Source organism: Aulosira sp. FACHB-615, assembly GCF_014698045.1.
Classification (GTDB): domain Bacteria; phylum Cyanobacteriota; class Cyanobacteriia; order Cyanobacteriales; family Nostocaceae; genus Nostoc_B.
This window is the reverse complement of sequence record NZ_JACJSE010000026.1, coordinates 68,393-91,353: the sequence shown is the minus strand read 5'-3', so window position 1 is coordinate 91,353 and position 22,961 is coordinate 68,393. Positions and strand designations below refer to the sequence as shown.

Annotated in this window: 18 protein-coding genes; 12 read left to right on the top strand and 6 right to left on the bottom strand. The window is 41.2% G+C overall.

Going from position 1 to position 22,961, the window contains the following annotated elements; translation table 11 throughout:
• Positions 1-4,982: hypothetical protein (locus H6G77_RS27650; RefSeq protein ID WP_190873256.1), on the bottom strand; the 4,982-nt coding region annotated here is incomplete at its 3' end.
• Positions 4,983-5,043: 61 nt separating this feature from the next.
• Between H6G77_RS27650 and H6G77_RS27645 the strand changes: the two genes are divergently transcribed.
• The gene (locus H6G77_RS27645) at positions 5,044-5,580 is read left to right on the top strand and encodes a hypothetical protein (RefSeq protein ID WP_190594276.1); all 537 of its coding nucleotides are present in this window, start codon (positions 5,044-5,046) and stop codon (positions 5,578-5,580) included.
• On the opposite strand, the gene H6G77_RS27640 is transcribed toward H6G77_RS27645, so the two are convergent.
• From H6G77_RS27640 to H6G77_RS27620, 5 genes are all read right to left on the bottom strand, one after another.
• The gene (locus tag H6G77_RS27640) at positions 5,577-6,170 is read right to left on the bottom strand and encodes a restriction endonuclease (RefSeq protein ID WP_313950034.1); all 594 of its coding nucleotides are present in this window, start codon (positions 6,168-6,170) and stop codon (positions 5,577-5,579) included. The genes H6G77_RS27645 and H6G77_RS27640 overlap by 4 nt on opposite strands.
• A 115-nt stretch (positions 6,171-6,285) precedes the next feature.
• Positions 6,286-6,663 (bottom strand): hypothetical protein, encoded by a 378-nt coding sequence (locus H6G77_RS27635; RefSeq protein WP_190677284.1) that lies wholly within the window; start codon positions 6,661-6,663, stop codon positions 6,286-6,288.
• 207 nt (positions 6,664-6,870) lie between these two features.
• Positions 6,871-7,269 (bottom strand): hypothetical protein, encoded by a 399-nt coding sequence (locus H6G77_RS27630; protein WP_190677282.1) that lies wholly within the window; start codon positions 7,267-7,269, stop codon positions 6,871-6,873.
• A gap of 106 nt (positions 7,270-7,375) precedes the next feature.
• A complete protein-coding gene (locus tag H6G77_RS27625) occupies positions 7,376-8,584 on the bottom strand; it encodes a ParM/StbA family protein (protein ID WP_190873255.1) in 1,209 nt (402 codons plus the stop codon).
• A 15-nt stretch (positions 8,585-8,599) separates the two neighbouring features.
• A complete protein-coding gene (locus tag H6G77_RS27620) occupies positions 8,600-8,986 on the bottom strand; it encodes a hypothetical protein (protein ID WP_190594280.1) in 387 nt (128 codons plus the stop codon).
• A gap of 463 nt (positions 8,987-9,449) precedes the next feature.
• Between H6G77_RS27620 and mobV the strand changes: the two genes are divergently transcribed.
• The 11 genes from mobV (at position 9,450) to H6G77_RS27565 (ending at position 22,833) form a co-directional block, all read left to right on the top strand.
• Entirely contained in the window at positions 9,450-11,153 is a 1,704-nt protein-coding gene (mobV, locus tag H6G77_RS27615; protein ID WP_190677277.1) for a MobV family relaxase, read from the top strand.
• Positions 11,154-11,249: 96 nt separating this feature from the next.
• On the top strand, positions 11,250-12,863 hold the full coding sequence (locus H6G77_RS27610; protein ID WP_190873254.1) for an ATP-binding protein: 1,614 nt from the start codon (positions 11,250-11,252) through the stop codon (positions 12,861-12,863).
• Between the two features lie 6 nt (positions 12,864-12,869).
• Positions 12,870-13,382, top strand: a complete 513-nt coding sequence (locus H6G77_RS27605) for a DUF192 domain-containing protein (RefSeq protein WP_190677274.1) — start codon at positions 12,870-12,872, stop codon at positions 13,380-13,382.
• Positions 13,383-13,663: 281 nt separating this feature from the next.
• Entirely contained in the window at positions 13,664-14,176 is a 513-nt protein-coding gene (locus H6G77_RS27600; RefSeq protein WP_242049320.1) for a hypothetical protein, read from the top strand.
• A gap of 407 nt (positions 14,177-14,583) precedes the next feature.
• Complete coding sequence (locus tag H6G77_RS27595) at positions 14,584-14,880, top strand: hypothetical protein (RefSeq protein ID WP_190677270.1); 297 nt, start codon at positions 14,584-14,586, stop codon at positions 14,878-14,880.
• On the top strand, positions 14,870-17,692 hold the full coding sequence (locus tag H6G77_RS27590) for a hypothetical protein (RefSeq protein ID WP_190873252.1): 2,823 nt from the start codon (positions 14,870-14,872) through the stop codon (positions 17,690-17,692). Before H6G77_RS27595 ends, H6G77_RS27590 begins: the two co-directional genes overlap by 11 nt.
• On the top strand, positions 17,689-18,369 hold the full coding sequence (locus H6G77_RS27585; RefSeq protein ID WP_190677266.1) for a hypothetical protein: 681 nt from the start codon (positions 17,689-17,691) through the stop codon (positions 18,367-18,369). The genes H6G77_RS27590 and H6G77_RS27585 overlap by 4 nt, the downstream gene beginning before the upstream one ends.
• A gap of 53 nt (positions 18,370-18,422) precedes the next feature.
• Positions 18,423-19,553 carry a hypothetical protein gene (locus H6G77_RS27580; RefSeq protein WP_190594287.1) on the top strand — a complete coding sequence of 377 codons (1,131 nt, stop codon included), beginning with the start codon at positions 18,423-18,425 and terminating at the stop codon, positions 19,551-19,553.
• 132 nt (positions 19,554-19,685) lie between these two features.
• A complete protein-coding gene (locus H6G77_RS27575) occupies positions 19,686-20,465 on the top strand; it encodes a hypothetical protein (protein WP_190677264.1) in 780 nt (259 codons plus the stop codon).
• 122 nt (positions 20,466-20,587) lie between these two features.
• Positions 20,588-22,117 carry a TrbI/VirB10 family protein gene (locus H6G77_RS27570; protein ID WP_190873251.1) on the top strand — a complete coding sequence of 510 codons (1,530 nt, stop codon included), beginning with the start codon at positions 20,588-20,590 and terminating at the stop codon, positions 22,115-22,117.
• Positions 22,114-22,833, top strand: a complete 720-nt coding sequence (locus tag H6G77_RS27565; protein ID WP_190873250.1) for a hypothetical protein — start codon at positions 22,114-22,116, stop codon at positions 22,831-22,833. The genes H6G77_RS27570 and H6G77_RS27565 overlap by 4 nt, the downstream gene beginning before the upstream one ends.
• The last annotated feature ends 128 nt before the right edge of the window (positions 22,834-22,961 follow it).

Genomic DNA, 22,961 nt, shown 5'->3' with positions numbered 1-22,961 from the left:
GCGATCGCCAAATCTTTGCGTTCAGAATTTAATGCTAAATCATACGTTTTACCAGTAACACGGACAGTACCATCATTTCCAAGCTGACCTATATTTGATGCCAACTTCTGGGACACCTGGGAGATTCGAGTGAGTGTATCTTGCTCCATTGCCGCCACAGCTTTGGGCGATAACTGACCGGTAGCTTTGAACTCATTGGCAACTTCAACAATTCGTTTTTTGTAATCGTCAGGTTTACCCAAACCATCAGCCGCAATGTACCATGAGCGCAGGTGGTCGATGGTCACAGATGGTGATGAAGCGCGAGTATAGCCCTGCTGCGTACTCTCCAACTTGTAGCCACGCTCCTGCAAGTATTTTTGTACTAGCTGATCAGTTCCTTGGGCATTACCCACCACAAACGAACTACCAGCAGCTATAGCCTTATCAAGCAGTGGGACGTAGTGATTATCAAAAGTCTGTTGGATTTGCTCGTTTGTTACACCCCGCCACGGGCCGGAGCCAGAAACCATGATTACGTCGGTTTTTGAATAATTGCCTGTGTTTGCGCCATCGCCCCAAGCCTGTTCGTAATTGCGAGTACTGGATGGTGTACTGGCTGGTGCTGATGATTTACCGATGAATTGAGTGGCTATGTCTGCCATCGCCACATCTTTTTTCATGTGAGAAGCCACCGCATCGTTTATAGGCTTGAGTTGAGCAAGGGGATTTGGCTGTACCTGCGGAAACTGCGGTTGCGGCGGCGGCGGCTGTGACAGTGGCGCTTGGGGTGATGCCACGGGCGGTTTTAAATGTTTTGGACGGTCAGGCAGCGATCGCACTTTCTTCTCGTATTCAGCTTGGAAATCAATCACACGACCAAACTTCTTGGTCATGGACTCAAAAGTTGATTCAGGAATTGATGAATTTACCAAATTAAATACGGCGAGTCCCTTTTTCGTTTCCAGTGGCACATCTTCTGGTGGCACTTGGGCAATCGCAACATTCTTGTCAGCCAGCCACTCGGTCACAGTCGCAATTTTATGGTTGTCCACGGCTAGTTGTGTCAATCCCAACATTTTATCTTCGGGTGTGGCAAACAACATGGTGGGACGCTCTTTTATTTTGTAGAGCATCGGTGCAGTTTTTGCGATCGCTCTGTGTTGTTCTTCATTGACTGTCTGTTGACCAAACACTTGGTTTTGTTTCACCCAAGTTTCAGGATATTGAACTGTTGCGGGGTCAACTTTCACGACCATTGTTGTGGTGAAATTGCTCTGGAGCGTCACATTAACTGGTGTTAATTGACCAAATTTTAGCGCCCCCAAGTTTTTGATTGCTTCTTTATCTTTATTAAAAAACAGTACTCCCAACGGTTCCCCATTTAAAAACACGGCATCTCTTACTTGAGATTGCGGTACTTCCAGTGTTAGTTTTCTATATTCTTTATCTGCAAATTTCTCGCCTTCATAATCGTAAGAATTAGTTTTATCAATCTTTATAAAATTCCCATTTGGTGACTCAGCTATCACAAAAGCATTGTGTTTTTCGGATATGGTCGTAAGCTTGAGATTAAGAGGTTTCCCGTCAGCAAGATAGTTTACTGCCTGGAGTTGCTTGATAGAGTCGGCATCCAACTCTCCAAGAGTTTTACCATCTAACTTAATTTTCACTACTCCTGTGGGTACTGGTACTTTACCAATTTCCAAGCTGACTTGTTCACCGTGAAATGTCTTGTCAGCATAAGAGAACTTTTTGATTTCTCGGATGGTAAACTCTACTGGTTCCTGTCCTGGCACAGAAACCGTCGCTTTGGCTGTCGAAGTTTCCCCAGGCAGAATATTAGCCTGCGCCTTTGTGCCAATTGGTAAATGCGCCGTCCTCGGCTCTAACGCTGCAAACTCCTTATATTCACCATCACCATCGGCAACAAACACTAATCTCGAAGCGTAGCGATCGTGTCCCGGTGGGTGGTCACTAGCTCGGATTTCTACATTGTATTTTTCGTCGGGGTTCCATTCTTTACCCTTGAAGTTGTTAGCCTCATTACTCAGTGTGCCGACTCGCAAATCAGTAAATTGCAGTTCCCCCAAGCGCGAGATAATTTCCTCACTGAATGCCGCGAACACAAAGTTAGGTGTTTTCTTCTGGATTTGACTTTTATTTTGAATTTTGAATTTTGAATTTTGAATTGATTCAAGTTCATCCTGCCTCGCCGCCCCAACACTCCACGCTGCCGCTGCCGCCGACAATCGTTCGGACTCTGGTATGCTCTCACAATATGCTTGGGCAAATTTGTAAGCCTGCGAGAACATCAACCGCGTTTGTCCTTTGGTCAGTTCGGGACGGAATTCAACCAGCTTGGCGTTGTTGGTTGTCATCCCTGGCTTGAGGTTGTTTTCCTCTATTGACTGGGGGCTGATTGTGCCGAGTCTACGAAACTTAGGATTACCATTATCATCCTGTTCGTTGTTAATTTGGGCGATCGCCAATAATTTGTTGCTGCGCTTGTCCTCTACCAGCTTCAAGTTGATAGATTCTGCCTTCCAAATGCCCGGATGCTTGTGGCGTAAGAGGTTTGTCATCTCCAGCTTAGTCCCCTGCTGCGTTTGGATAATGGCTGATGGCCCTCGCTCTGTTTCCCGCCGTCGCTCCATTGCCACGGCAGCGTTGTACAGGCGGTCAAATTCATACTTTGCGGCGATCGCGCTGAATCTCTGCTGGGGTGTAAATTCTACATCTTTAAATAAATTGCTGAACTGGACTATAGGGCGTGATTCCAGTTTCGATTCTTGGAAGTATTTGTTAGTTTGGTTGATTAATAATTCGACTGGGGAATAGCCCGTGGTTTTGATGCCGGAATCTAAATAAACTGAGGTTGATTTTTTATCTCTAACATAGTCTACCTTGCGGTACAAATAGCGATTATTTTCTTTAATTAAATCCATTTCTGGCTTTCGGGAACTTTTGAATAAGTCCACCGCGACTTGATTGTGATAACACGCTTCTTCGATTAATTTACGATATAGTATACGATTTTTATCCATCGCCTGCTCAATGCTTTCAGGCGTTCTATCTGGGTTTTGAGCGAGTTTTACAAATTCTTGTATATTAGGTTTATACTCTTCCCTAATAGGCTTGGCATTATCTTCTTCTAGTAGTTTTTCATAATGTTCTAGTACTCGGTCTAAGTAAGCTGATTTTTGCTCAGAAGTTCCGTAAGTTTTAAGGATTTCGATTTCAGACTCTAAAGATAAAAGTGAGGTCACTTGATTATTAATAATGCCAACACTGATGCCATCGCTCATGTGTATGGCTATTTCCTCAAATGGTGGTTGTTCTCCGTTAATATAAAATGATTGCTTTTTCTCTTTAACAGTAGGAGCATAAGCATTTTCGGGCTGATTTCTGTACTCGGCTTCTGCTGTAAGATTGGGGTATTTCCTAGCAAGCGTCACTCCAATACAATCGCCGTCAAAATCTCGTCCTTGGCGCTCTGATTCGGTTTCTAATGGGGCTATTTCGTCAGGCTGAAGTCTCGCTTTAATGCGTTTTAAGTCTTCATCGTTGACGACGATAATTCCTTTTAACGGTTCACCATCTGGCCCTAGCCGGTCATCGACAAGCTTATTAGTTGAAACACACAACCCGTTAGAGTTGAGGAATGGTGAACGGAAATTAAGAACTTTTTCACCTTCATCCAACCAAGGAACACAAATTTCACCGTTTTTCAATTCCTTGGATGAAATAATCATAGCTCTATCAAAAGTCAGTGTCCCTCCCAAAGCGATATCTCGCCATTCACCCTGGACGAATTTAGCAAGTTCTTTTCTGACCTTCTCTGTTTCTAAAATCTGGTTATGCCCACTCACCAAATCGGACTTGATGAGCTTGTACATTAATAAATCATCTTTCTGTGACTCTTCCTCCAAATCATCACTTGCTTCAAATTGTTCTTCAGCTTCATTCCATGTAAGAAGTTCTAATTGCTTAACAAGTGAACTATCAACAACTTGTTCAGTAATTTGTTGTTCCAGGGAGGCTTTTTGTTCTTCTGTGAAAGCTTTACGTTTTTCATATTTCTCACAAAAAAGTTGAGCCACTTTTCTGGGGTCACTTTGGGATTCTGCTAACTTTTGGGCTTGAGCTTCTAGTTCTTCAGCGAAATCTTTAATACCTTGGGGGAATGATGCTAATAGTTGAGATATTGCTGTTTTACCGCGCTCTGACTGTGACTTTTCACCTAGCCATATTTTCTGTGTGTAGAGTCCTGGTTGAATTTGGGGTTTAATTGCTCCCCCTGGACGGTCTTTGTCTGTGCCTTTGAAGCTGGAGAGGGGGAGAATTAGGTCGATTTTTGGCTCATTTTGGGGGTTAACATATTCTACACTATCTAGTTTATGTGGTCTTAAGGTTCCTTTTCCAAATCTATATTTAGTATCTTCTCCATCGCCTTCTCTCCAACCAAAGCGATGCTGAATGACTCGGTAATCTTGTTGTTCTTCCCTTTTTGTCAACTTGTCATAAAGTTGAGTTGAAATTTGTCCGTAACAATCTCCTACTAATTTGAAAGCACTTTCTCTTTTGAGAATTCCTCCATTTTCACCAGCTTTGTCCGGATCTGAATCATCATTTACTACTAGGATATTGAGAGTTTCATTAAGAGAATTTTTGCAAGAACCTAAAAAAATAGAACCATAAGCACCCCGGTCTTTTCTATCAGGGCATAGCTTATCAATCACTTCCAAACATTCTGGTGAACCATAAAGCAATCTAGTCTTAGAAGATAATAAGAGAGTATGCCCATTTGGATGATTTTTTAAATCTTCTGGGGTACTATATTCATCTAGATGTCCAAAAGAAAACTCTTTGTCAGGAAAGTAAAATTCTAGTAGAGTATTGTCCAGCTTTTCGGTTAAAATTGATTCAGGATTCTTGCTATCTCCGTCAACATGAATCCAAGTATTTAGTCTGGTGTCGAAGTGTTTAAATTCTAGAGTCATAGCTCTTCAAATATTAAAACTTTATCAATTTTGTGAGGTGTTAATTATGGCGAAAATAAATATGTCTAGAACCAAGAGATGGTTCAATATGCACAAAAAAGAATTTTTACCTGATGGAACAATGAGGGATGAGGTAAGGCAACAAAAAATAGCTGAAGGGAGTCATCCAGGAGCCGTTGATAGTTATGCTCGTAGGTTAAAGGCGGAGTTTGATGAATGGAAACGCCTGGACGAAACACAACCAGAAGAGTGGATAGAGTACACAGCCTACGACTTCTTCACTTCTGAGGAAAAGAAACAATTTAACCCAGACGGTACTCTTAGAGCCGACTATATTGAGTCTGCGTTAAAACAGGGAATTAGCGAGGGATGGTTGGCAGAAATGGAACGCCGTCAACAGATTGAAGTAGAAAACTTCAATAAAATGTCAGCATCCCACGCCGAACAAGGGATTAACTATGGCGCTTGGCTAATGCGAAGTCTCAAACCTGCCAACGGCACATACCAACAACGCCGCCAGCAAATGGAAGTAGACCTAAGAAACAACGAAGAACCAAGCAGTTTACCCTTCGATTTAGACACACCACCGTTCATCTAAATAAACAGCGAGGTTGATGTTATTTGGACGGGCTTACCCAAAACAAAATCAACCAACTTCTGCCCACTAACAAGAATCACCTGGGGACAATCACCAATCATCTGTTTTGATTTGTCCCCAGTTTTCCCTGTGTGAATGAAAAACCCTCCACTAGCACCGAGTTGTTCAATAGTTTGCTGGAACTGTTGTATATGCTGCGGGTTAATATAATCCGCATAACGCTTGGCTTGAATCAGATATAAACTGCCCGAAACCCAAACCCGACCATCAACACCCCCATCTCCGCTATAACTGAAATTGCGTTTAATCTGCCACCCTTGTTCTTGACAACAAGTTAACAGTAATTCTTCAAAAACATAGGGACTAATTTTACGCAGCGTGGCTATTACTGTGGGTAATTTTGGTTCAGGGTGTTTGCTACGGAGCCATTGCAGGACTGCGTTAGCGTGGTTGATGTTGCGCTGATGTTTTGTTTGGCGTTTGGGTGATTTCTTCCTTTTTAGTCGTCGTTTAAACTTCTTGGTTGGACTTAATGCCCAAACTATCAAAAGTATTACAACAACAATGATGAAGGAAACAATTAGCTCCACTGGTTTTATTTCATTGATATTACTGCGTAGATGCTTGCGGCTTGTCGTTAGACATCACTCGTAGTGGAGGTAGACTTACTCGTGAAAAAATCAGCAGTCTACCCTTTGATACCAATTAGGGTGCTTGAACAGGGGCATTAACTGAAGCTGGATTGTGCCGAGCCTGAGTAAAAGCCCCATTGAAAACGCCAATCATACCGAGAATAGCAAAAACAGTTATAGCTACTCTCTGAACAGAGCTAAATACTGACAATTCTTTTTTGGCATCAGTGTAAACTTTGTTGAGCAAGTCAAGTTGTTTGTTCTGACTGACAAAGTAATTTAAGGCATTAATACAGGGTTCTAAATTTTCGCCTCGTTCCGCTTTTTGAAAAAGTAAAGCCTCTAATTTTTGCTGGTACTGAATTGGAGTTAAATCAGAGTTTAACATCTGTGGTTGAGATATTTGTGTATGCTTGCTGGAGCCATTCAGTGTTGTCAATTGGTGCTGCATATTTTCCTCAAATTTGTTTGGTAAATATTCAGTAATATCAATAATTTGCATTAAAGAATTGATATTACTAGAGTGGTGTTATGAAAAGTGAAAGAGGAATATCTTGAGTTATCCAAACAGAGTGTATCTGCTGAGTTCTGCTAAAACAATCTACAGGAGTACAAAAAAATTCGTACTTATTTCTGTAGATTTTTTTGCAATTTCATGCTAAAGCTCTAGTTCGATGCCTTGACTTCGGACATTAATTGCTTGCTGTGGCGCAGGGGAATCTTGTTCTAAGGGATCTGTGCCATCAACAAAAATTTCCTGCGCCAACGTCCGTCCGTCGCCATCAATATCACTTTCAAGAATGTATTCCAACACATTGGACGGAACACCCTGGCGAACTGCAACAGACAACCATGCCTTTACAAATTCTCCACTAGCCGCACTGTTGGCTAGAACTTGTAGAGCTTTTTCGGCATCCTGAGTAGTGGCTTTCGAGAGGTCTTTTACGCCAGCCTCTTGCCAAACATCACCAAAATAACCTAGATAACGCTCATCAAAGTTCTGTTCTTGTGCGAATTGTAATAACTTTTGGGTTTGCTGTTCGATGTCTGTTGGCATAAATTTAGTGCATCAGCAATGTTTATTGAGATTTTGGTGGAAGAAATTTATGCGATCGCTTCTACCAAAAACCGAAATCTTTTAATTGCGAATTAAAGGGTTGGGATTATATGGTCAAAAAGCTATTCTGCTTGCCATTCCAAAGGTCTGTTTCAAGAGTGCGATTTCGGACACCTGGATGTTGATAGTTATCTGGAACCAATGGTTGAGTGCGTTTGTAACCAAAATGATTGTCCAGTTCTTTAATATAGGTAATATGTGCAGTCCAAACATCGGCCACTCTGTCCCCTAAACCCAGAGTATCAAGTGGTTTGGGAATATCAACACCTCCATTCCAAGAAATCGGTATACCTTCTTTTTGGAAATGTTCTGTTAATTCAGGGCGTACAAACTCAGATGTACCCCCGCAAATAACAACTTCATTAAATGCAGCTATATTTCTAATCCAACGAATTAAAGCGCGACAGTAATCATCGCGCACAATTGGGAGAACTGAATTAAATAACTTTAAATCAGATTCAATTTCTTCACCACTTTTGCGCGACAAAGAACGAAGCGCATTCAAATTGCCTTTGCTGGCTTCTACTAAGGCTTTAGGTAATCGCTTGTCATTTTTTAATAATCCAACAGAAGTTCGCTCAACAAATTGTTCTACCACCCAATTCATACCTAAATCTGTAGATTCTGAAGCACCTGGATTACCTTTTTTGAACAAAAGAAAAGAAGCATTACGATAACCCAACATCAGCAATCCAATGTTTTTCTGTTTGAATGATTCACCTAATCCACGTCTTCGATAAGCGAGAATTCCACTACCTTCTGGGGCTACCTGAAAGTTACGCAACTTAGCTTTTAGTTTTCCCGTAGGCGTGATGACACCCTGGCTTAAAACTGATGCCAATTTTTTACCTAATTCGCCACCATCAGATATTTCTCCAGGTGGTAAAAGCAAGTCTACATAAGCTTCTACAGCCTTCAAATCTAATTGATGACAAGCCCACCACAGCAAACCAGTTATTTTTGGCAGGGCATAATGATACTTCAAATCTTTAAGTGCTGCTGTACCTGCAAAAGCATCTTTGGCTAAAGCGCCTAAAGCATAGTATTCTTCGCCAATTCCCACCCAAACATAATCAGAATACAATCGATTTCCCAGGTGTGTAATTGATTCTCTTCGCACATCCGCTACTTCGGGTTCCATTGCTATTACCATTGGTAGACCATCAGGATATATCTGCACAATCCCTTTGCTCTGGCTACCTCCTAAATCAAAGGTAGCAACCATTTTTGTCAAAACTTGTGAAACTCTATTCATTTTCTCACCCAATTATTAAACACCGAACAACCTATTAATCTGCTTCAAATCCTCTGACGGTTCTATTGTGAACAAACCGTCACCACTCTCATCCCAAAGTTGGCTATCGTTGAGCATTGGCTCTCCACTGTCTGCACTAGATTCTAGAAATGTTTCTCTAATCAAGGCAGCTTGCGCTTCTAATCGCTTGATTGCCCAAATTGCCCCCCGCCTCAGTTCTTTACTCCCTGCGCCAGCATCACAAATAGTGAAAGGCAACCAATATTCTTTGAGAGTCATCATCACTATTTCTGGTAGCTTCCCCAAGCCAAACGGCTCCGTTTGCAGATAGTTAATTATCTGTCCATCAATAGTGTCTGCTGTTCGCTTGATTGAAAGAATTACTTTTTGATTCTGTTCCATTTTTCTCACACAAAGATTTTGCGCGTTAATTCGCGCTAATATTTCCTCTTTCACTTTGTAGAATTAAATGGAAAACTCAATTAATTAAAGTCTAAGCCGATTCCTTTTCCTTGACAAGCTTAATTATCACTCCCACTAAATCCATGTAATTAGTGGGGTTTTAATCATTCAATTGTATACTAGATTACTATTCCCCAGGACTGTTTTATCACTCTTCTACAGCCGTCCTGAAACTGCTAAATGACTGTCCTAGAGCATCTCTTTTCTCGCCTCTGCGACTGTCCTGTAACTGCTTTAGGGAAACCACAGCAAAAGGCTGCAACAATTCTCCGGTGGCAGGATAAAATAACCGTACTTACTACGGTTATTTTTGCTATTCTAAATTCTAGCCATTTTCGAGGGGCGTTTTGGGCGAAAAATTGAGGATTTTCCGAGAAAATAATTTTAACAGGGTCAGAGTGAAATGTCTTACGCTATAGCAAGATTAAAGAAATTAAAGCGGAGCAATCTGACAGGGAGTGCAGCCCACACAGCCCGTGAGCGACCAACGCCTAACGCCGACCCAACCCAACAGAATCTCCGGTTTATTGGTAGTCTTAATCCAGAAGAAAGGTTAGAAAATTTGGTACTCGCTAAAATTGGCGAATATGAGCAAAAGCGGAAGATTCGGACAGATGGTGTTTATTGTGTGGAATTATTATTGAGTGCGTCGCCCAGTTATTTTCGCCCAGACAATCCTAGTCAAGCAGGGGATTATGATCCCCAGAGGTTAGATGCTTGGCTAGAAGCCACGCACCAATGGTTAGCGGATGAATATGGAGATCGCATTGTCAGGGCAGAATTGCACCTGGATGAAGCCACCCCCCATATTCATGCTTACTTCGTGCCTTTGGATGATGAAGGGCAATTACGCTGTAGTCATTTCTTTGATGGCAGGCAGAAAATTCAGCAATTTCAGGAATCGTATTACCAGACAATGCGGCTGATTGGTCTAGAACGCGGACTCAAAGGCAGTAGAGCGCAACACTTAGATATCAAGGAGTTCTACCGGATTGTTGAGTCGGGGCGAGACTTGGAAGCTGAAGACTTAAACCCTGAGCAGTTAAAAGCCAAAGCCGCAGACCGTGACAGGGCTACTCACTCCAAGGAAGAAATGGAAGCCACAGCCAAAGCTCTAGCAAAAGAAAATGAACTATTACGAAAACAAATTGCTGAATTAGAGCAACAAACTCAACAACTGCGAGACTTGCTCTTAGAGGATGTCGCCTGGGAGTTGGGGCTGCATCATGACCAAGGACGATGGAGGGGTCACGGTAACATCATTAGTATAAATGGGTCGAAGTTCTACGATTTTTCACTGGAGCAACAGAAGGGCGGCGGTGGTGCGATTGATTTGGTGATGCACGTTAACTCTTGCAATTTCCGAGAAGCGATCGCTTGGCTCAGTGATCGATTCGGGGAAGCCGGGGCAGAAAGAGCAGCGATCGCTCACGCCAAGAATGCAACAAGTGAGATTATCCAGTCTGAACCTCGTCCGCAATTCCGACTACCAGTTGAGGACAAAGCCAAATGGCAGTTAGTCTCTAACTACCTCACCCAGAACCGGGGAATAGGCGAGAATCTGGTTCAATCTCTCCACGAACGGGGGCTAATTTACGCTGATGATCAGCAAAATGCTGTGTTCGTGATGCGGAATCTTGGCGATCTACCCCATGCTAAAGGTGCATTCTTGCGAGGGACACGGGGCGAGAATAACAGTTTTAAGGGTTACGAGAAAGGGACTAAGCGCCGTGAGGGTTGGTTTTACTTTCACCTGGGCGGACAACCGACTGACCCTCCAGAAAAACTAGTGCTGTGTAAATCGCCCATCAATGCTATGTCAATAGCCATGCTGGAGTATCAAGTTAGAGGCGATGTGCCACCCACGAGAACACTGTACATGGCAGTTGATAGCCCCAACAGTTTACCTGTGGAGCAATTGCAGCATATCCCTAATGTGCAGGTGGCTTTTGACCCGGATGAATCGGGCAATGTAGCTGCACGGGCTGTAAAAGAACTACTACCACAGGCTACTCGGCTTAAGTGTAAGGCTGGTGATTGGAATCAGGAATTGGTGCAACTCTCCCAAAAATTGAACCCACAAAAAAATGAGGCAATGGAACTTTAAAACAATAGCCAAAGGTACTATTTATTTTTGTACTTTCGTTGGTGCAAGCAATTATTTAAGATTTTTATGATCTGGTTGGCAACAATACGTCAACCTATGAGTTCAACATTAGTTCAACAAGTTTTTGAGTTAATAAAACTCCAGAACAAGCTAATTGCCATAGAATCTCCCTTGCAAGAGAGAATTCGGCTACTCAAAAACATCGCCAGCGAATGCCAGCAGCAAAACATCAACTGCTACATCTGGACGCTGGAGGACGATTCACTATACCAGTTAATTGTCAACGACCAAGACTTGACATTACAACCTGAAACCAAATATCAGGCGATCGCCAAAAACCGACGCGAACACTATTTTGAAATCTTGAGATTTTGGAAAACCACTGATTTACAAGGCATTCTCATCCTGGAGGGGATGTTTCCCTGGCTGGGAGAGACTTCTAACCCCGACTTTTTTCTCACGGCGGAGTGGATCAAGTCGGCGCTGATTAACCTCAAACTGTACAATCGTAACTCAAACAAGACTGCTATCTTGTTGGGGCCAAATGCCAGCTTGTCAACTGACATTGCACCAGAAGTCCCTACCGTAGTTCAGCAGCTACCAAGTGTTGCTGAAATTGCTAATCATTTACCCCTGATCCTGCCCAATCACAGCGAAACAGATATTAACTCTACCGCTAGAGCCTGTGTGGGAATGTATCTTGCTGATATTGAGTATGGTATCAGACAAGCAATCGCATCTGGTTGTCTCAACGCTCAAGAGTTAATCAAAAAACTATTTACCTATAAAATTGACCTGTTTAAGCGAATTTACAACGTTGACTTTTTACTGCCACCAACCATTGAGATTGGTGGATTGGAGCTAATGCAACAAGCATTTAAGCGATACAAACGACTGTTGACACCACTGGCGAAAGCTTATAATCTCCGACTACCCAAGGGTATTTTGCTAATCGGCCCTCCCGGCACAGGTAAATCGCACTCAGCCAAAGCTTGCTCGGCGCGTTTGGGACTTCCTTTAATTATCGTAGAGTGGGGAAGCTTCCGCAGCTACGGCAACTTAGCCGAATACAAGCTCAAAATTTTATTAACATTGCTCGACCGTCTCAACAGTGTCATCTTCTATTTGGACGACTTTGATAAGGGATTCGCCGGGGATGATGATTTATCCAAACGCTTGGCTGGTATGCTTTTAACCTGGATGCAAGAACGTACTAGCGAAGTATTAATACTGGCATCTGTCAACCGATTAGATTGGCTACCACCTGAATTAACACGAAGCGGTAGGTTTGACGATATTTTCAAGGTGGATTTGCCCAACCACGGCGAACGCAACACCATATTCAAGATTCACCTTGCCAGATTTGATAAGCGGTTTCGTGGTGGAGATGCTTTCAGCACTGAAGAATGGCAGAGATTACTTAAAGCAACCAATCGCTGTGTAGGCGCGGAGATTCAAGCGATTGTGGAACGAGCAGCAATCGCTACTTTCTGCCAAATGTTTCCCGACGACACTATGCCATCGGAATTACCACCACTTGAGATTACACTGTCGGCGCTGCTGGAAGCAAGGCAAAACATTAACCCTCTAGCGATTCGTGAAGCTGACCGGGTTGAGAGTATGCGAAATAAGGCTGATTTACAAGGGTTGCCGTCGTCCCCGGTTGACTCTTCTATATACAGTGTCGGTAACGTTGATATTTTTGGGTGAACGTTTATGCAATTAGTAAAAATTCCTTCAGAAAAAGACTTGTACATTGCGGGGTTTAGGTTCCTGAATATTCTGGGGCCTGTCGCCGGTATATCAATTGTTGTGGCAACGTCAACCCTCGTTTACTTACAAACCCGCCCCCAGTATCTACCAGTAACCCACACTTTGACCCACAACAACCAAGTATTTAAGCTAGAGGTTGCCAGTACACCAGAGGAATTGGGGAAAGGCTTGAAATTCCGGTCATCTCTGCCGAGCGATCGCGGGATGTTGTTTGTTCTCGGTAAAGAATACAAAGATGTCCCATTCTGGATGTCACAGGTCAAAATCCCACTGGACATAATTTATCTCAAAGATAATGTAGTGACGACAGTGATTTACAACGCCCCACCTTGTCCCAAAAATCCTTGTCCGATTTACAAAGGTAGTGCTGCGACGCACGTTTTGGAACTCGCCCCTGGTGCTGGCATTCGAGTTGGGGATAAGTTATCTATCCAAAAATTACCAAAAAGTCAATAGCAATACATTTACCTAAAGGCCTGTTTTTTGTTGTTGTTTATACTTGCAGTGTTGAATGAATACATCAAAAGTTGTATGAAGAGAATAATTAATACGGTAAATGAGTAACAAATCATTTCCGTAGACAAAAGTATGATTTTTTTTCGTACTTAGGTTTGTGGGTTTTTATGTTGCCACAACAAATAATGTGGGTGTTCGTCTTTCAGTTATTAAATTAAGTAAGAGAGATGCAAACAACATATACACGCGAACTTCCCTCATCCAAAAAGAACAACAAAATCATGAAAAATAGCACCATCGCCCTCATGGGAATAACAGGTGTGCTGATGATTGTTGAGATGTCAGTCCATAATATATTGCTAGGTGGGTTCATGATTGTGGGAGCAATTGCAGTTGCAATTCCAAAGCAAACACAAGCTTTACTGACTAATTTTGAAAAAATACAACGCAAGTATGGAGTGAATCTTTATGCTGTGCTGTTTACGGTTCTAGCAATTGTTTTTGTATTGGATTTTGCTCATGCTCCAGCAGATGCTCAGTTTTTTCAAAGAGCGCAAACATGGATGGTTCGTGTTTTTAATAACGCTGGTGGTAACGCTCAAACACAATTGGTAGTCGAATTATTTTTCAACGTATTAAGAGGGCTATTCTTGCTATATTTAGGTGTAGCTATTGTGCGAATCATTCAAGCAGCCCGAAATGATGAGGACTGGCAAAGTTTAGCAAGAACACCATTAATTATCGTGTTGGCAGTTTTTGTAGCTGACTTAGTGACAGGATTGATTGTTCAATAAATTATCAAGATTTAGTTGTTGAAAACAATCAAAATGGGTGTTTTTTTCTTCCCCTCTTTAACTATTTTCTTAAAAAAGTAAATGATATAAAAAGGAGTCAGAAAACAGAATTGTAAGAATTCAGCACCCAGGAGTCAGAAGTCAGAATTTATCAGGACTGTTATATAAATAGGATATTCATTTACCAAATCTTCCTCTGATTCTTTAACCCTTCTGACTCCTGAATTCTGTGTAAGAATTTAGAATTCAGCATGAATTCTGAACGGCAGTTGACGACAGTTTGCTCAAGTCTGGCGACCGACGCAACTGTCTCCTTTATGCCGGGAAACCCGTCCACCGCACCGCCTCCTCCTTCCTCCCTAAATACTTACGTTTTTAAATTATGAATTACGAATTGTGTGCTTGGTATGAGCAAAGAAAAATTCAGGATTGTCAACAGAATATTAGGAGACAGACCCAGACTAGGCCCCTTCCCAGCAGACCAAATATTTCCTTGGTCAGCAATAGCAATACTCAATGTATTGGTGCTGAATTACATATTCCAAGTGAGTTGGTTAGCGACAGGATTAAGTATTGCATGGGGATGGGCGACTTGGTGGGTTCTATCTTCTAATCGAAATTTCTTTGGAAAGTTCGTCGGTGTACCTCGAATTAGCAGAGGTTATATGACTTATAAAGCGTTAAAGAATCAAGATGAAAACTAAGTCAAAAAAAACTGATAAATTAGGTAAGCAGTCTCTAGATTCCGAACAAATTAACGTAGTTAAAACGCTGACTCCTTTTGAGGATGTTATTCATTTAGCAGGAGTCTGTGACATAAATTTAGGTGGGAGAAAAAGAGTCGGGGCATTAATTCTGAAAAGAAAAGAAGATATTCAAATTAAGTTTTGTTTCGACTGCTTGGGTATCCACCCAAATTTACCGAATGAGCAAATACTACCAATATTTGACGGTATAGAAGCTGGACTAAAAGAAATCCCAGAAAAAGAATTTCTGACTATTCACTTAGGCTCATTTACGTCAGACTATGCTAGACAGCAAGAATTAAAAGTTATAGAAAATAAATGCGAAATCGACCAACTGAAACTTTTAGTACGGAGTGAAAGGCTGCGAATAAAAGAGCTAACGAAGTTAGGAATTCGGAAAAATAAATTTCTCCGGTTATGGTGTACTTATACTGTTGCTGACGACGACAACAAAAGCTCAGATGTTATTGAGGGTATCATCAGGAAACTAGAAAAAGGCTGGTATAAGTTTACGGGAGAAATTCATGGATTTAACAATACCAGAATTGAAAATATCCTCAGTAATTCATTTAGTGATGGATTCTTATTGTGGGAATCAATACTCAGCAATAAAATGAAATTGGGAATTAGGACTTTAAGTGCATCTGAAATATGGGAAGTAATTTGGCAGCAATTAAATCTCTCTCAACCTCCAGCAATTCCTAACCCGTTAACAATCAGTGAGAACAATGGACTAGTTGAAAGCCAAACAAGTGATTTTCATGTTCGCCATCATCTTTTAGAGAATGAAGCATCTGTGCCTTTTTTTGATAGAAGATGGGTAAAAATTCAAGATAAATATATAGGGGCGCTCAACTTCAGCCAAAAACCAGGGGGCTGGATTGATGAAAAAGCTCAATTACGTTACTTGTGGGAACTAATTTCTAGAGACAGCATTTTTGACACAGAAATCTTGTGTCAGCTAACAAAAGCAAATCAAGGCATTACCAAAACCAATCTACAACGCATTACTAAACAGTCAATCACAAGTACAACCTTGTCATCTCAGAAAGGCAATATCGATGTCAAATCTGGTATGAACATAGAGGAAGCAGTAGAAGCACAAAAGACAATCTACAAAGGCAATGTGGTTGTACATAGTGCTGTTGCTTTTCTGGTACACCGCAAAACCACACGAGAGTTAGATGAGGCTTGTCGCTATCTCGCCAGTTATTTCCTGCGTCCAGCCGTAGTTGACAGAGAAACTGAATATGCTTGGAAGGTATGGTTGCAGTGTTGTCCTTTCGTTTGGGAGCCGTTACTTACCAAACCATTTAAGCGCAGACTGCCATACTTTAGTAATGAAGCTCCAGGGTTGATGCCACTGATTCGCACAGCCACAGGAGATCGCTCTGGATTTGAGCTAATTGCTGATGAGGGCGGAACACCAGTATACCTAGACTTGTACCAGAATCATAAAAACCTTGCAGTGTTTGGGGCAACTCGTTCTGGGAAATCAGTGCTGGTTGCAGGAATTCTTACGCCAGCCCTCGCCCAGGATATTCCAGTGGTAGCTCTGGATTACCCAAAACCAGATGGAACATCTACATTTACCGACTATACAAAATTACTGGGTGAAGAGGGAGCTTACTTTGACATTTCCAAGGAGTCAAACAATCTATTTGAATTGCCTGATTTAAGAGGATTAGAAAAAGACTTAATTAATGAACGATTGAATGATTTTAAGGAATTCCTGAAATCGGTTCTTATGACCATGATTATTGGAAATAGCACAATTGGCGTGAGTCCATCAATGATTACCAACATTGAATCAGTTGTGGCTTTAGCATTAAAAACCTTCTTTAACGATGATGATATAAAACTCCGCTATAAAGCAGCGATAGAATCTGGTGTAGGAACCGAAGCTTGGGCAGGAATGCCAACGCTAAAAGACTTTTATAATTACTGTTCACCTGCTTTTATTAAGCTAGATTCAATTGCTAGTAATAGTAAAAATATTTTAGAAGCATTAGAGCAAGTTCGTCTGAGAATAAACTATTGGTTATCAACGAGCGTAGGGCAATCAATTTCTCGACCATCCAGCTTTAGAACTGATGCTAAACTATTGGTATTTGCGTTAAGAAATTTATCAAGTGAAGCAGATGCAGCGATACTAGCTTTAAGTGCTTATGCGGCAGCACTGCGTCGGGCATTATCATCAAAAGCAAGTATATTCTTCCTAGATGAAGCACCAATTTTATTTCAGTTTGATTCAATTGCCGAACTAATTGGACGGTTGTGTGCTAACGGTGCTAAATCAGGTATTCGCGTGATTCTTTCTGCACAAGAGCCAGAGAGTATTTATCAATGTAAAGCATCAGCTAAAATTTTCGCCAACATCACTACACGCTTAGTTGGCAGAGTTCAAACATCAGCAGTTGACCCATTTATCGAGCGTTTTAAATATCCTCATGAAATCATTAGGGTCAATAGCACAGAAGCTTTTTATCCAAAAAAGGAGGGCATTTATTCTCAGTGGTTGTTGGACGATAACGGCAAACTTACATTTTGTCGCTTTTATCCGGCTTACTGTTTATTAGCAGCAGTGGCTAACAACCCCTATGAACAAGAACTACGTACTTTGTTTCTCAAACAATACCAAAATAATCAACTATTGGGCTTAGTCCGTTTTTCTGAAGATTACATCAGAATGATTCGAGACGAAGAACTTTCTCTGGAAGCTCAACAATTACTCAAGCATCTTAAACAAAACAAAGCAGGTGTAACGTGAAAACTCGCAGAATAGCTGTCATTACTGCTGTGATTTTGACTATAAGTAGTACCTTGTTTATCGCTCCTAGTTATGGTTTGCAACTGGATCAGGATTTCCAGAAAATTTTGACTCTAATCACCAAGATTAGAGAGGCTTGGGGAGAACAAGGACAAGACGCAGAAGATTCAACTCAAGACTCTGTAGGCGATATGGGTGAGCCAGATCCAGTTGCGGCAGGTGAAGATTTCAAAAATAAAACTGCTGATGAAGAATCGCTACCGACAGCACAAGCAAAAGGTGAAGCGATACAAAGAGCGATCTCCAAGTTAAAAATTTCTCAAGCTTTAGGAAAAGAGGGACAGGAGGAAACAAAAGTTAAAGTTGACGATAACTTGCAAGTCGCTCAAGAAGCTCAAAATCTGGCTGATGAGGCCCAAGGAATGGATGCTTCTCAAAATATCTTAAAAGTAATCGCAAATCAAAATGCCCTAATTGTCGGTATGTTATCCAATCAACGTACTGATTCACTACAACAACGGTACGACACAGTACATTCAAATATGCTACTGACTCAAGTAGCTGATAATTTAGCTGCTCAAAAAGCCAATGAGCAACTTATTAATACGGGGACAACATCTTTGATCACTGAATTAGCAGTGCTAACTCGTTTAGATCCTACGTACATTGAAAAATAAATTCAAAATTCAAAATTCAAAATTTAAAGAAATAATTTTGAATTGGAGATATTATGCTAATCAAAAATTATTTATTTGCTCAATCTCAGTTTGCTGGTGGAGATTTAATTCAACAAGCAGCCCAAGCAGCACAAGCATTAGCCCAGGGCTTTGACGAGCTTTGGCAAGAAGTTACAACAGGTACTTTATATGCAACACTTTGTGATGTAGGTGTATTGTTTGCCGTCGCAACATTTGTTTTCTTTATGGTTGAATGGACAAAACAAATGTTGAATGGAGAAGAACAAAAGCCATATACAGACTTTATTTGGGTATTGCTAATTGTTGCCTTGTTAGTAAATGATGGGCAATTGTTAGGACAAGGCACAATAGCTATCAGAAATTACATAAACAATACAAACAATTTTGTTTTACAAAAGGCGGCGGCGGGAACTAATTTGGCTGGGGCGTATCAAAGAGCAGCAGGAGTTGTAGCAGTTCGCAGTGCAATTGCCAATGAAATTCAAAACTGTAAAACATCGTCACTAACACCCCAAGAATCAATTAAATGTTTGGAGGATGCCAGACAAAGGCTAACAAATCAATATCCGACTTATTTTCAGCAAGCGCCTGGTGCGAGGACGTGGGCAGCACCTTTTGCATCATTTATTCAAACTTTGGATAGAATTATTCAAGCGCCAATACAAGCTATACAAAACAAAGCCAACCCACTTCAGGTAATTTTTTCTCCATTTAGTGCATATATAGGCTCACGAATCATCGAAATTGTTTCAGCCATCTTGCTTGGACTAAATGGTGCATACCAGTGGAGTATTGAACTAACAATGCTCTTAACAGCCTACCTTGGCCCTTTGGCAGTGGGCGGCTCATTGTTACCTTATGGTTCTAAGGCTATATTTGCTTGGCTGACTGGGTATTTCTCTGTGGGAATAGGAAAACTTTCCTTCAATATCATGATTGGGCTGGCAGGACAACTGATGGCTACCTCCAGTGCAGATCAACCCTTATTCTTCCTGTTCACCATCGGCATCATGGCTCCATTTCTCTCAGCCGGGTTAGCGGCGGGTGGTGGATTAGCTTTGTGGCAACAAATCAACAAAGCGGCTGAAATTTACACCAGCATTGTAATTGATGCTGGTAAAGCATTTGTGACAAAAGGCGCTAGTTTAGCTGCTAAAAAATAGAGGTGATACCAATTTGCAATTCGCAATGACGCTCACAGGCTCGCTAACGCAATTCGCAATTGAAAAAGCCTAATTAATCAAAGCTTTGAGTGTTTACATCTGTTTCATTATTTTAGTGAATTGGTATGAGCAATGTTTACAAAAAAGAAAGAAAAAGCCGAACCATTACAGCTTTTAAGCTATAGCAAATCTGTACCTACTAGAGTCGGAATAATTTCGCTGGCTGGCTTTTCAATGGCTGTGCTTTCCTTATTATTACAACTGATAAATTATGTAGCTATTCATACATTAAGTCAGAAGCCATTAACTTTAGTGCAACTAGCAAGCGGGAACACAATTATTGCTAGAGCAGTAGAACCCCAAGAGCGTTCTAATGAGGTTATCAAGAAATTTGTGTCTGACACCTTCATTACTATGTTCAATTGGGACGGAATTGTACAAACATTCAATGAAAAAGGAGAACCGATTACTAAGGCAGATACTGGTGTAGAAGTTGGAAATATTGGAAGAGGAAATAGCAAAGTAGCAAGTAAAGCTTATGATGCGGCTTTTGCTTTGAGCGAAAATCAAGGTTTTCGGGCTGCTTTTTTAAAGAAACTTGCCAGCTTGACACCAACAGGCATATTTAACGGTGAGCAACAAGTTTCTCTCATCCCTCGATTTATCTCAGAACCGCGCAAAATAAGGGATGGTAAATGGGAAGTTGATTTAGTCGCAACACTTGTTACTTTTAACAGAAATGATAACGCGGGAAAAGGTATTTCTTTTAATAAAACTATTACAGTGGAAGCTATTTCTAGTCCACAAGAAATACCAAAGGACACGAGTGCTTTAGCAAGAAAAATATATCAAGTCCGCCAAGCCGGACTGGAAATTACCCAAATTACTGATTTGAATCTTGGCAGAAGGTAAAGAAACAATTCAAAATTCAAAATTCAAAATTAAGAATAAATAAAAACTTTTGATTGAGATTTCTCACACCTAAATTCATTTACAGGGATTGTCATAAAAAAATTTGAATTGGAGCAAAGCGAATGACTGACAGTTCTTCAAGCATTGATAATCTATTAAAAGTGGAAGATGATTGTAAGCTTCCTGAGTTTTCTGATGAGCAAGAGAAAGAAATACCTAAAATTACTAAGCACAATCTATCCACGTCTCCCTGGTCAAGATTGCTGATAGTTGCCGTACCTTTTGGGTCAGCCTTTTTCATCATCTTCCTCTTTCTCAACAGTATTTTTAATCCGTCAACCAAAGAAGCAATTAAACCTGCTAAACAGCTTCAAGACACATCCGCAGTTGAAGAAAAAGTTGATGATGGAGATGTTTATGCCAAACTCGCGCTTTCAAAACAGGAAGATGAGTTAAACAAACTCAACAGCAATCAAAGTAAGCAAGTTCCATTACCAGAAGTTGAAACCCAAAAAACAACTTCGATAGTTTCTAACCCCGCTCCAGTAACACCGCGAACAGTTCAATCCCCAACACGTTACCAACCCCCAGCTTCCAAGGTTAGTAGAGTTAATTCACCTCCTGCTCTACCACGTAGTTTTGTTAATTCCAGCCCTAGAGTTAATAATCTCGTGACCACACCAGCGACAAAAGCCATAGACCCGACTGCTGAATTTAACCGACTCCGCACTATTGGCTCCTACGGACTCATAGCTTACGCTGATAGTTCTGTTGGTGAATCAACAATCACTGACCCCGGTGAATATCCTGCATCATTCACCCAGACAACACCACCACTAACAGAACCAGCAGATATGTTAAGTGTACCTGAGCCTACCAACGAAAACATATCCAGTGACATCGAACAAATCCGCCCCCGATGGCAGGCTGATACTCAACTTAAATCTGACAAGTATTTACCCCAAGAAGAACAAATCCTTCAAGGTCAACAAACTCAATACCTGACAGTTGGTGAATTCGCTACTGGGATCTTAATTACACCATTAGTCAAACAACAAACTGATAACACTAACAGCAGACAAAAAACTGAAGATAGTCAACGATTTGTCGCCAAACTGACCCAAGACTTACATGACAATTATGGTAAGGTGGCAATTGGGCGCGATACTTTATTAGTGGTGGAACTGGCATCTGTTGATGCTGGTAATTATGCCACTGCTTACGTCAGAAGTATTATCAAGGACAACACTGAATATCCTCTAACTGCTGGGGCTATTTCGATTCATGCCCAAGGTGGTAAACCCTTGATTGCGAAAAAATTTCAGGATAAGGGTGGTGAAATTGCCCAGTATGACCTGACTGTGGGATTAGTTGGGGGACTTGCCAAAGTTGGTGAAATTATCAATCAGCCTGATGTTCAACAATCTATACAAACGGGTTTCGGGGGTGCTTTTTCCAACACTAACATTCAAAATAATCGACGCAACATTGGTGGTGCTTTCTTGCAAGGTGCTTTTGAAAAATTGGGAGACATTGTTAGTTCTCGTGCCGAAAGTTCTACACAAGAAATACTGGCTCGTCCCAATGTTTGGTATATCCCCCAAGGCACTAAAGTTACTTTTATTGTGAATCGCACTTTGGAGTTGCCGTGAAAAGCTTACCTTACATTGGTGTAGTCATCTCCTTAGTTTGCTCTTTTCCAGTCATCACAATTGCTGCACCTGTAGTCCGCAGCATCAAGCAAACGCAAGCTTATGGTCAAACTGCCACACTACAAACTATCAATGTTTGGAATGGTCATGGTGTCGCCATTTCCTTTTATCAAGTCCAGGAAACAATCAAAAGAGTTTGGTTAGATGACCCATCACAAATTCTGGTAGATACAGATGGCTGTTTAGATAAACTTGACCAAAATTGTCAAAGCCCTGGTGCTGGGCTGATTTATCTCCGGCGAATCAAAAAAGTTAACATTCCTGGACTACCGCAGACATCCAGCACTCTACTGACAATTATCACGCAAAATACAAACGGCGATCGCAAAGCCTACAGCTTTCGTGTAGCTGTTTCTTCTGGCAGTCCGAAATACAGTCAAGTAGTCATTACACCTGATGCCGTAGAAAAGAAAACTACAACCACACCTCAACTTCCATCATTAGTTACGAACTTTGAGACAGTTAATAGCATCCGAAATGGTATTGCTATTTCTATTAAAAATAAAACGCTTAATCCAAATGATGAGCTACATCAACGACTCAAAAAATTGCTCACGTACTTACAACAAGGTGATGACTTGACAACATCTGCAAATAAAGCAGTTATCTCGATGGAATTAGTGAATAAATTAATAAAACTTGGACAAAACAGTTAAATAAGAATTCAGTACTCAGGAGTCAGAATCCAGAATATTGGGAAATTAAGCAAATTTTTGCTAGAGCAATATATAAATGTAAGAATTCAGGAGTCAGAAGGGTTAAAGAATCAGGAGAAGATTTGGTA

What these genes read in the sequence shown, in the direction of transcription:
- H6G77_RS27620 (WP_190594280.1), bottom strand. Translation starts at nt 8,986, where the DNA reads ATGGAACAGAATCAAAAAGTAATTCTTTCAATCAAGCGAACAGCAGAC.
- H6G77_RS27600 (WP_242049320.1), top strand. Translation starts at nt 13,664, where the DNA reads ATGAAAAATAGCACCATCGCCCTCATGGGAATAACAGGTGTGCTGATG.
- H6G77_RS27580 (WP_190594287.1), top strand. Translation starts at nt 18,423, where the DNA reads ATGCTAATCAAAAATTATTTATTTGCTCAATCTCAGTTTGCTGGTGGA.
- H6G77_RS27645 (WP_190594276.1), top strand. Translation starts at nt 5,044, where the DNA reads ATGTCTAGAACCAAGAGATGGTTCAATATGCACAAAAAAGAATTTTTA.
- mobV (WP_190677277.1), top strand. Translation starts at nt 9,450, where the DNA reads ATGTCTTACGCTATAGCAAGATTAAAGAAATTAAAGCGGAGCAATCTG.
- H6G77_RS27570 (WP_190873251.1), top strand. Translation starts at nt 20,588, where the DNA reads ATGACTGACAGTTCTTCAAGCATTGATAATCTATTAAAAGTGGAAGAT.
- H6G77_RS27575 (WP_190677264.1), top strand. Translation starts at nt 19,686, where the DNA reads ATGTTTACAAAAAAGAAAGAAAAAGCCGAACCATTACAGCTTTTAAGC.
- H6G77_RS27625 (WP_190873255.1), bottom strand. Translation starts at nt 8,584, where the DNA reads ATGAATAGAGTTTCACAAGTTTTGACAAAAATGGTTGCTACCTTTGAT.
- H6G77_RS27605 (WP_190677274.1), top strand. Translation starts at nt 12,870, where the DNA reads ATGCAATTAGTAAAAATTCCTTCAGAAAAAGACTTGTACATTGCGGGG.
- H6G77_RS27590 (WP_190873252.1), top strand. Translation starts at nt 14,870, where the DNA reads ATGAAAACTAAGTCAAAAAAAACTGATAAATTAGGTAAGCAGTCTCTA.
- H6G77_RS27610 (WP_190873254.1), top strand. Translation starts at nt 11,250, where the DNA reads ATGAGTTCAACATTAGTTCAACAAGTTTTTGAGTTAATAAAACTCCAG.
- H6G77_RS27595 (WP_190677270.1), top strand. Translation starts at nt 14,584, where the DNA reads ATGAGCAAAGAAAAATTCAGGATTGTCAACAGAATATTAGGAGACAGA.
- H6G77_RS27630 (WP_190677282.1), bottom strand. Translation starts at nt 7,269, where the DNA reads ATGCCAACAGACATCGAACAGCAAACCCAAAAGTTATTACAATTCGCA.
- H6G77_RS27635 (WP_190677284.1), bottom strand. Translation starts at nt 6,663, where the DNA reads ATGCAGCACCAATTGACAACACTGAATGGCTCCAGCAAGCATACACAA.